Raw genomic sequence first — 9656 nt, forward strand, 5'->3', positions numbered from 1 at the left:
CCTGAGCCGCCGTCAGCGGTTCCGTCCGAATGCATGACCGGTGAGCGTTCGGAACCCGGAGCGGTCGCGGGCGGCGAGCGCCGAGGGGATGCGAGTCAGTGCGTTGACTCGGCTCGACAGGTGGAAGCGGGCCGCCCGGGCGGCATGCTGCCAGCCGCGGTCGTCGAACTGCCGGGCGAGCTGCAGGAAGAACGCACGCTCCTCGAGGAAGCGGCTCCCGTCGACGGCCTTCCACGAGGAGACGCTTCCGGCGTGCCGGCGGTAGTCGAACTCCACCGTGTCGTCGACGACCAACGACCCGCCGGCCTGGCAGAGATCCAGTACCAGTGCCAGATCCTGGACCACCTCGTAGCCGTCGCGGAATCCGATCGCCCGGGTTCGCGGCCCGTGCCATGCGACCGCAGGGAAGTTCATCCAGTTGCCCCTGGTGACGCTGGTGGCCAGCTGCTCGCCGGAGAGCCGGATCGGCTGGCTCGCCCTCGGTCGGTAGAACGCCTTGGCCGTATCGACGATGGTACGGACGACCTCGCCCTTCTCATCGATGATCCGGACGCCGGGATGCAGCATCGCCGCATCGGGGAACGCCGCGCCGAGTGAACGCATGTGCCGAACGTAGCCCGGATGCAGGGCGTCGTCGCAGCCGAAGATGGTGAACCAGTCCGCGACGGATCGATCGACGGCCTCCTGGAAGTTCGCGTTGATGCCGACGTTCGCGTCGTGCCGCACGTACTCGATGCGCGCGTCACCGAGGCCCTTGAGCCACTCACCGGCGGACGCATCCGGATAGTGGTCGTCGATGACGACGAGTCGCCAGTCTTCGTCGGTCTGGTCGAGCACGCTCTGCACCGCGATGCGGAAGTGATCGACGCGACCATAGAACGGCATCATGATGTCGAACGGCATTCGGCCTCGGCACTCCTTGCCCCCACACGGGGATAGCATTCTCGGGTGCCTCAATCCTCCCTCATCCGACAGGGGGCACTGTCGACCGTCGGCGTCGCCGTCCAGGGCTTGGCACGGTTCGGTTACTCCATCCTCATCGCGCGCTTCGTCGGTGCCGATTCGCTCGCGTTGGTGAACACGCTGATCTCGCTCTCGATCATCCTCTCGCTGCTCTGGCCAACGGCCGCAGGCAACGCGGCCGGGACCTTCCTCGCCCGTGCCCTCAGGAATCGTCGTTCGCCGCGATACGTCCTCCGGCTGTTGTGGATCTCGAATGCAATCGCCGCTGTGGTCATCGGCACGATCGCCGCGATCACGGCATCGACCCTGGCCGGGGCGCAGCCGACCGAGACTGTCGCCGTCATCGCCCTGACGTTCGCATGGTCCGCGTACATCCTGACCCGCGGAATCCGAATGGGACTGGGTGAGGTCGGTTCCGCAGCGGTTTGGGACGCCATCAGCGCTGCGGCCAGTCTTGGCCTGCTCGCCCTGGTGATCCTCGCGGGTCAGACCGCGTTGCTCCTCTGGCCGCTGACCCTCGGCTACGCACTCTTCGCCCTCAGTGCCGTACCGTCCATGCGACGGAAACGACCGGACCTCACTCCCGACACCGCAACGTCGCCGGGTGACGTCTGGCACCTCATCGCCTGGAACTCGGTGGGCCTCGTCGCGAGCAACGGCCTCATCCAATTCTCGATGGTGTTCGCCTTCGCCAGTTCGAGTCCCGAGGAAGCGGGCATGTTCGCCGCTGCGATCGCCCTCGCGACGCCGGCGTCGATGCTCGCGCAGGCAGTGAGTCAGGTGCTCATTCCCAGGTACGCACATTGGCTCGAGGACGATCCGGCGCACGCACGAGGCCATCATCTGCGCATTATGGCGGCGATGACGGCCGTACTCCTGGTCGCCTTCGGAGCTGTGGCTGCGCTGGCGCCCTGGCTCGTTCCGTTCCTCTACGGACCCGGTTACGAGGACGCCGTGCCACTCCTGCGACTGCTGCTACTGGGTGTCTTCCTCTTCTCGATCGGACTGATCGCCTCGTCATTCCTCATCACCTCGTGGCGGACGTTGGCCGCAACGATTTCGTCAGCCATCGGACTGGTGCTGGGAGTCGCCGCGATGGTCGGCACGTCCGCTTCCCTCGGAGGAGCTGTAGCCGCCGCCGTCGGCGTGATCGTCGGCACTGCGGCGAGTGCCCTGCTGGCATCCATCTGGTCGTTCCGGACGCCACCAGACGCACCGGCACGTCTGAAACCTTGGACGCCGGCGGCGGGCGAAGAGGCGGAGGACCTCCGTTAGAATGACTCGTCCCCCACCTCAGAAGGATCCCATGACCATCACGTCCACGATCGAACTCTCGGTCGTCATGCCCTGCCTCAACGAGGCTGAGACCCTTGCCACCTGCATCAGGAAGGCTCAAGGCTACTTCGAGCGGTCAGGGGTTGTGGGCGAGGTCGTCATCGCAGACAACGGCAGCACGGACGGGTCCCAGGACATCGCCCGCGAACTCGGCGCCAGGGTCGTCGACGTGGCGGAGAAGGGGTACGGAAGTGCGCTCATGGGTGGCATCGAGGCCGCACTGGGCGAGTACGTCATCATGGGCGATGCCGATGACAGCTACGACTTCTCCGACCTCGATCCGTTCCTCGAGCGCCTGCGCGCTGGGGACGACCTCGTGATGGGCAATCGCTTCCGTGGCGGAATCGCTCCGGGCGCCATGCCTCCGCTCCACAAGTACCTGGGCAATCCCGTACTCTCCTTCGTCGGCCGGCTCTTCTTCCCGTCGCAGATCCGAGACTTCCATTGCGGTCTCCGGGGATTCAAGCGTGAGTCGATCATGTCGATCGGCCTCATCACGACCGGTATGGAATTCGCCAGTGAAGTCGTCGTCAAGTCGACGCTTGCCGGACTCAAGATCAGCGAGGTTCCGACGACGCTCGCGAAAGACGGGCGCTCCCGCCCCCCTCACCTGCGGAGCTGGCGCGATGGTTGGCGGCACCTTCGCTTCCTTCTCATCTTCAGTCCTCGCTGGTTGTTCCTCTACCCGGGGGCTGCCGCGTTCCTTCTCGGCCTGATCGGCAGCATCATCCTCGCTTTCGGCCCCATCGAGGTCGGCACGATCGGATTCAACGTCTCGACCCAGGTGTACTTGCTCGCGCTGACAATCGTGGGATACCAAGCCGTGCTCTTCGCGCTGCTGGCCAAGCTCTATGCGCGCCACGAGGGGTTCTTCATCCCGCGCAGCGCCGCCTTCGAACGGGTGGCCGAGCGTGCCACGCTCGAGTCGGGAGCGATCGTCGGCGTGGCACTCTTCCTGATCGGATTCGTGATCGGAGTCGTGCAGTTCACGGCCTGGGCTGCTGCAGGCTTCGGCGAGCAGCAGGTGGTGGACACGGTACGCCTCGCCATTCCTGCTGCGCTCCTCATGATCCTCGGTGTCCAGACGATCATGGCGGGGATGTTCCTGGGAATCCTTTCGGTTCCGGTTCGTCGCCGCTGACCGTGGCCACCGCGGTTTCCGTCGCGCTCGGCGCTCGCAACGGCGCTCGCTACCTGCCGGAGCAGCTCGAGAGCATCCTGCGGCAGACGTCGCCGGTCGACGAGATCGTGCTCTCCGACGACGCCTCCGTCGACGACACGGTGGCGCTCGCCCGGACCATCGTCGATGAGCATCGGGCGGCAGCGGATGCCCCGACGCCCGAGCTCGTGGTCCTTCGCAACCCCGTGGCTCTCGGCGTGACGGCGAACTTCGAACAGGCGCTGCGCGCCGCATCCGGCGACGTGATCGCCCTGTGCGACCAGGACGACGTGTGGCATCCCGATCGCGTCGCGAAGGCGCTCGCCGTGTTCACCTCACGGCCGGGGCTCGACCTGGTCGCCGCCGAGGCACGCCTGGTCGACGACCGGGGCGAGCCGATCGGTTCCTCCCTGTTCGAGACACTCGGAGTGGACGACCGGCTCCGCGGCCGGCTGGATTCGGATGCCGCGTTCGGCGAACTCCTGCGGCGCAACGTCCTCACCGGCGCCACCATGATGGTCTCCCGATCGCTCGTGGAACGAGCGGCACCGTTCCCCCCGAGCTGGGTGCATGACGAATGGCTTGCCATGGTCGCGTCGGTGGGTCGCGGCATCGCCATCGTGGCCGAGCCGCTGATCGACTACCGACAGCACGGCGGCAACCAGATCGGCGTGACCCGCCTCGGGGCCGGCGGCAAGGTCGCCCGGCTGCGCGAGCCGCGCACCGAGCGGAACGCCAGGCTGCTCGCCAGAGCCGAGGACCTCGCCGAGCGCCTCCCCGTCATCGCTCCGGTCCCGGACGTCGAGGCGGCGGTGCGCGCCAAGCTCGACCACGAGCTGATGCGCCAGGGACTCGCGTCGCGGCGTCTCCACCGCGTGGTGCCGGTGTGGCGGGAATGGCGCTCGGGAGCCTACGACCGCTTCGGCCGAGGAGCGCAGGACGTGCTGCGCGACCTCGTGCAACCCGTCTGACACCAGCCGATCGAAGTCGACGGCCGCGCACAGCGCCTCAGCCGAGCCGCTCCACCGTCGGTGCCGGTGGCCGCCCCGCCGCCAACGCATCACGCCAGCTCATGTCCCTGGCGGCCTTCACCGCGCAGACCACGAGGAGCAACCACCCGCCCTCGCCGAGGACGAAGCTCTCGGCGAAGCTCGTCACCGCGATCACGACGAGCATGAGTGCCGGCCACACGTAGACGACGCTCCGACGCGTCGAGGCGAGCAGCCAGGCCCGGACGAGCGCGACGCCGACGAGCCCGACGAACAGCAGCAGTCCGATCACGCCGACCTGGAAGTACACATCGACGTAGGCGCTGAGCGCCGACCCGTGCGGGCGACCGGTCGCGAGCTCGATCCACGAATAGGGCGCCGTGTCCCTCCAGGCGCCGACCCAGCCCCAGCCCTGCAGCGGGTTCAAACTCAGGTAGCGGGAGAGCTCGCGCCAGACGTCGAGGCGCACGTCGAACTCGGCCCTGGCATCGAGCAGCTCGATGATCCGGATCCTGAGGATCCAGGCCGTCACGAGCGCGGCGATGCCCGAGACGAGCAGCGCGATCTGCCAGCGCCATCGCGTCGCGGGCGCAGCGCGTCGCAACCCGTAGAGCGCCGCGGTCGCCACGCCGGCGGTACCCAGCGCGATCCAGGTCGTCGGAGATCCGGCGAACACGATGCAGAAGGCGGCGAGCACGATCGACGCGACCGCCTTGCCGCGCGTGATGATCTTCGTGCGCCATTCGACCACGAAGGTGAGCAGCGCGATGAGGGCGACGAAGCCGAGCAGGTTCCGGGACCCGAACAGGCCCTGGATCGGCCCGAGGCGGGCGAGGTCGCCCTGGATGCCGAGGATCCGGATGGGGACGTCGAGCAGGACGCCCGACAGCACCTCCAATCCGATCGAGGCCGCGAGCAGCATCCGCATGACGTCGCCGAAGGCGCGCACGATCTGGATGGTGTCGCGCATGAGCGCCACGTACACCCCCAGGAACGCGAAGGCGATGAGGTATGCCACGCGCAACGCGGTGGCGGCCGGCGCGTTGGCGCCGGGTCCGCTCCAGAGCACGGATGCCGCACACCAGCCGACGAACACGAGGATGGTGATCGGGAGGATGCCGTACCACTCGACGGCGCGCCACCGGGCGACGAGCGACAGCGCGCAGAGCGCGAGCAGTCCGCCGAGCGCCGCGAGCAGGCCCGGCCATCCGATCAGGCTGCGGACGGCGTGCGTGGTGAAGGCGAATCCGATGACGAGCAGGGTGAGGGCCTGGGCGAACCGTGCCGAGCCGGCGAATTCCCGCAGGGCGAGCGCGAGATGCGCACCGCCGCCGGCATCCGTCATCGAGCCACCCCGGGCGGCGGCATCCGCGAGGCGCGAACGGGCGGGGGAGCGGCCGGGATCGGCTCGGGATCCCACTGGCGTCGCTTGGTCGACCAGGCGATCGCGATGAGCAGCAGCCAGCCGCCCTCGATCAGCAAGCGGCTCTCCGCGAGGCTCTGGCCGACGAGCGCGACGAGCAGGAGCAGCGGCACGAAGGACGCCGCGGTGTGCGGAAGCAGCCTCCCCGTCGCGTCGCGTGGCCGGTCCACTGCCAGGAACCACGAACGCCACAGCGCGCCGACGACGATCGACGCGAAGGCGACCAGGCCGACGATGCCGAGCTGCAGCCACACGTCGAGCCAGGCGTTGTGCGCCTGCAGGTACTCGACGCCGTTGCGCACCGCGAGCCCGTCGAACGGCTCGACCCACGGCACCCAGTAGCCGACCCAGCCCCAGCCGAACCACGGGCGCTGGGCGGCGAGGCCGATCACCGCGTTCCAGATGTCGAAGCGGCCGGTGAGGTCCTCGCTCTTGCCGAACAGTCCGAGCAGCGCGTTCCAGAAGACGACGAGCAGACCCACGGATGCCACGAGCGCGCCGGCCGCGGCCCAGTAGACGCCGCGGCGACGGTCGGGTCCCACCCGGCGAGCCCACATGGCGAAGCCGAGGGCCGCGAGCACGAGGACGCCGACGAGGATGACGGTCGCCGAGCGGGTGAGGAGCAGGACGCCCCCCGACACGACCAGCCACCCGATGCCCTGCGACCGTCGCACGCTGCCGGCGGCGAGCATGGCGCCGAACACGATCAGCCCGAGCAGCGCGACCATGCCGAGGATGTTGCGGCTCGCGACGATGCCCTCGATGGGGCCGCCGTCGAACAGCAGCGCGCGGGACCAGTAGAAGGCCATGGGCAACGTGCCCGCGTCGGGGTCGAAGTCGGGAAAGTTCGGCAGCACGGGCTCGCGCACGAAGATCGCGACCCAGAGCTCGAACACAATCGAGAGCCCGAGCACCCACTTGATGGCGCCCGCGAGCGCCCGCACGAAACGGTCCCACGTGAGGCAGAGCACCAGGGCGACGGCGACCAGCGTGGTCACGAGGGTGATGGCGACGCCGAGGGCGCTGGCGCCCGGGTAGTACGACCACGCGATCGACAGTGCGGCGATCAGCAGGAACGCGATGGTCGACTTCGGCACGCGTCGCCAGCGCCAGGCCGGCCGCTCGGCGAGAAGCAGGGCGACGGCGCCCCCGATCACCACGAGCGCCACCGCGGCGAAGCCCCACCAGCCGAGCAGGTTGCGCCAGAACTGGCCGGCGAGCACGGTGAACAGGGCGAACGTCGCGTACGCGCCGATGAGGGTGCGACGTCGGCCGGTGGTCATGGGTCCAAGGCTATCGCGCGGGGCATTGCGATCAGATGACGGATGCCGCGAGCCGAACGTGGGCTCGCGGCATCCGCCGTGGGTGGGTCGCGGGATCAGACGAACGCGGCCGTGCCCGTGATCGCACGGCCGACGATGAGGGTGTTCATCTCACGGGTGCCCTCATAGGAGTAGAGCGCCTCGGCGTCGGCGAAGAAGCGGGCGACGTCGTACTCGAGCACGATGCCGTTGCCGCCCACGACCTCACGGGCCCAGGCGACCGTCTCGCGCATGCGCGCCGTCGTATACGCCTTGGCGAGCGCCGAGTGCTCGTCGCGCTGCTCGCCGCGGTCGAGCATCTCCGAGACGCGCACGACCATGCCGAGCGACGCCGTGATGTTGCCGAGGCACTTCACGAGGAGGTCCTGGATGAGCTGGTGGGAGCCGATGGTCCTGCCGAACTGCACCCGTTCGCCCGCGTACTTCACGGCGGCCTCGTACGCGCCGACAGCGGTGCCGACGGCGGCCCAGGCCACCTCGGCGCGGGTGAGGCGGAGCACCTTCGCGGTGTCGCGGAAGGAGTTGGCGTTCTGCAGGCGCAGCGACTCGGGCACCACGACGTGGTCGAGGGTGATGTCGGCGTTCTGCACGGCCCGGAGGCTGACCTTGCCCTCGATCTTCGTGGCCGTGTAGCCCGGCGTGTCGGTGGGCACGATGAAGCCCTTGACCTGTCCGTCCTCGACGTCCTTCGCCCAGATGATGGTGATGTCCGAGAAGGTGGCGTTGCCGATCCAGCGCTTGGAGCCGTTGAGGATCCACGAATCGCCGTCGCGCGTGGCCGTCGTGCGCAGCCCCTGTGCGGAGTCGGAGCCGGAGAGCGGCTCGGTGAGCCCGAAGGCCCCGACGACCTCGCCGCTCGCGAGCTTCGGGATCCACTCCGCGCGCTGCTCGGGCGAGCCGCAGACGCTGATCGTGCCGGTGGCGAGGCCGTTCTGCACACCCGCGAACGTCGCGACCGACGGGTCGACGCGGGCGAGCTCCAGGGCGACGAAGCCGCGGAAGACGGCGGAGTTCTCGAAGGGCCGGGTCTCCTCCCAACTGAACGAGAAGGCGCCGAGCTCGGCGAGCGGCTTCACGATCTGCACCGGAAACTCGGCGCGATCCCAGTAGTCGGCGACGATCGGTCGCACGTCGGCATCGAGCCAGGCCCGAAGGTCGGCGAGCGCCGCCTTCTCCTGGTCGCTGAGAAGGGACTCGTACGAGTAGAAGTCGCTCGCGAGCGGCTCGAACGTCATGACTGCTCCAATGCACAATGCGTGGTGGGTGGCCCGTCGAGCCTAGGACCGGGCCGGGGGCGCTCGAAGCCGTTGGTAGTTTGGAGCCAAACTCCGGGAAGGGACCACCGAGCATGTTTGTGACGATCGGCAACACTCCGCGCGACTACGCCTGGGGGTCGACGAGCGCGATCGCCGAATTCCGGGGTGTCGCCCCGTCGGGAGTGCCCGAGGCGGAGCTCTGGCTGGGTGCGCACGCGGGCTCGCCGGCGGTCGTCGTCGACGAGGCATCCGTGGGCCATGCCGACCTCGCCGAGTGGATCGCCGCCGCGCCCGAGCAGGCGCTGGGCGCGCGGCTCGCCCGACACGGCGCGCGGCTGCCCTTCCTCCTGAAGCTGCTCGCCGCGGCGGAGCCCCTGTCGCTGCAGGCCCATCCCACGCCCGAGCAGGCCCGAGCGGGCTTCGCGCGGGAGGAGGCGGAGGGCGTGCCCGTCTCGGCGTACGACCGCAACTACCGTGACGAGTTCCACAAGCCAGAACTCATCGTCGCGGTCAGCGAGACGTTCGATGCGCTCTCGGGCTTCCGTCCGCTCGACGAGGTGGACGGCATCCTGCAGACGCTGCGGGCGGCGGATGCCGCGGACGCCGCACCCGACTCGGGAGCCCTCGACCTGCTCGCCGCGCACCTCGGTTCGGCCGAGCCGCTCCGCGACACGGTCGAGTGGCTGCTCCGCGACGGACGCGGCGGCGACACGGGCGAGGCCGCGTGGGTCACCGAGCGGGTGACCGCGCTCGCGGCATCCGACACCGCCCGCCGGTCGCCGTACGCCCTCTCGTTCGAGACCGTCGGCACCCTCGCCGAGGCGTACCCGGGCGACCCCGGCATCGTCATCTCGCTGCTGCTCAACCGCGTGCGGCTGCGCAGGGGCGAGTCGCTGTACCTCGCGGCCGGCAACATCCACGCCTACCTCGCCGGCCTCGGCATCGAGCTCATGGCTGCGAGCGACAACGTGCTGCGCGGGGGCCTCACGCCGAAGCACATCGATGTGACCGAGCTGGTCGAGGTGCTCGACTTCACCCCCATCGCGCCCCCGCGGCTCGAGCCCGAGCCGGCCGGCCCGGGTGTCGTGGCGTTCCGTCCCGACGTGCCCGACTTCGTGCTCTACCGCGCCGAGCCTGCGTCGGTCGCGGCGTCGGACGAGGCCGGTGTGGAGCACCGGGCAGCGGATGCCGCGCGCGTGCCGCTCGACG

8 protein-coding genes are annotated in these 9656 nt (G+C 69.3%); 4 read left to right on the forward strand and 4 right to left on the reverse strand.

Annotation, left to right across the window (positions count from 1 at the left end; genetic code table 11):
• Positions 1-12 precede the first annotated feature (12 nt).
• On the reverse strand, positions 13-903 hold the full coding sequence (locus tag GH736_RS03095; RefSeq protein ID WP_159600167.1) for a glycosyltransferase family 2 protein: 891 nt from the start codon (positions 901-903) through the stop codon (positions 13-15).
• Positions 904-948: 45 nt separating this feature from the next.
• Between GH736_RS03095 and GH736_RS03100 the strand changes: the two genes are divergently transcribed.
• From GH736_RS03100 to GH736_RS03110, 3 genes are all read left to right on the forward strand, one after another.
• Positions 949-2238 (forward strand): lipopolysaccharide biosynthesis protein, encoded by a 1290-nt coding sequence (locus GH736_RS03100; RefSeq protein ID WP_159600169.1) that lies wholly within the window; start codon positions 949-951, stop codon positions 2236-2238.
• A 67-nt stretch (positions 2239-2305) separates the two neighbouring features.
• Positions 2306-3439 carry a glycosyltransferase family 2 protein gene (locus GH736_RS03105; protein ID WP_235933812.1) on the forward strand — a complete coding sequence of 378 codons (1134 nt, stop codon included), beginning with the start codon at positions 2306-2308 and terminating at the stop codon, positions 3437-3439.
• A 2-nt stretch (positions 3440-3441) separates the two neighbouring features.
• Positions 3442-4428, forward strand: a complete 987-nt coding sequence (locus GH736_RS03110; RefSeq protein WP_159600171.1) for a glycosyltransferase family 2 protein — start codon at positions 3442-3444, stop codon at positions 4426-4428.
• Between the two features lie 37 nt (positions 4429-4465).
• Here GH736_RS03110 and GH736_RS03115 read toward each other — a convergent pair whose 3' ends face one another.
• From GH736_RS03115 to GH736_RS03125, 3 genes are all read right to left on the reverse strand, one after another.
• Positions 4466-5791 carry an O-antigen ligase family protein gene (locus GH736_RS03115; RefSeq protein ID WP_159600173.1) on the reverse strand — a complete coding sequence of 442 codons (1326 nt, stop codon included), beginning with the start codon at positions 5789-5791 and terminating at the stop codon, positions 4466-4468.
• Positions 5788-7152, reverse strand: coding sequence for an O-antigen ligase family protein (locus tag GH736_RS03120; RefSeq protein ID WP_159600175.1), 1365 nt, complete (start codon positions 7150-7152; stop codon positions 5788-5790). Before GH736_RS03120 ends, GH736_RS03115 begins: the two co-directional genes overlap by 4 nt.
• Before the next feature lie 95 nt (positions 7153-7247).
• Positions 7248-8426, reverse strand: coding sequence for an acyl-CoA dehydrogenase family protein (locus GH736_RS03125; RefSeq protein WP_159600177.1), 1179 nt, complete (start codon positions 8424-8426; stop codon positions 7248-7250).
• Positions 8427-8539: 113 nt separating this feature from the next.
• Between GH736_RS03125 and manA the strand changes: the two genes are divergently transcribed.
• Positions 8540-9656, forward strand: a 1117-nt coding sequence (manA, locus tag GH736_RS03130) for a mannose-6-phosphate isomerase, class I (RefSeq protein ID WP_235933811.1), incomplete at its 3' end; no start/stop codon positions are given.

The organism is Agromyces humi (assembly GCF_009720255.1).
Lineage (GTDB): Bacteria > Actinomycetota > Actinomycetes > Actinomycetales > Microbacteriaceae > Agromyces > Agromyces humi.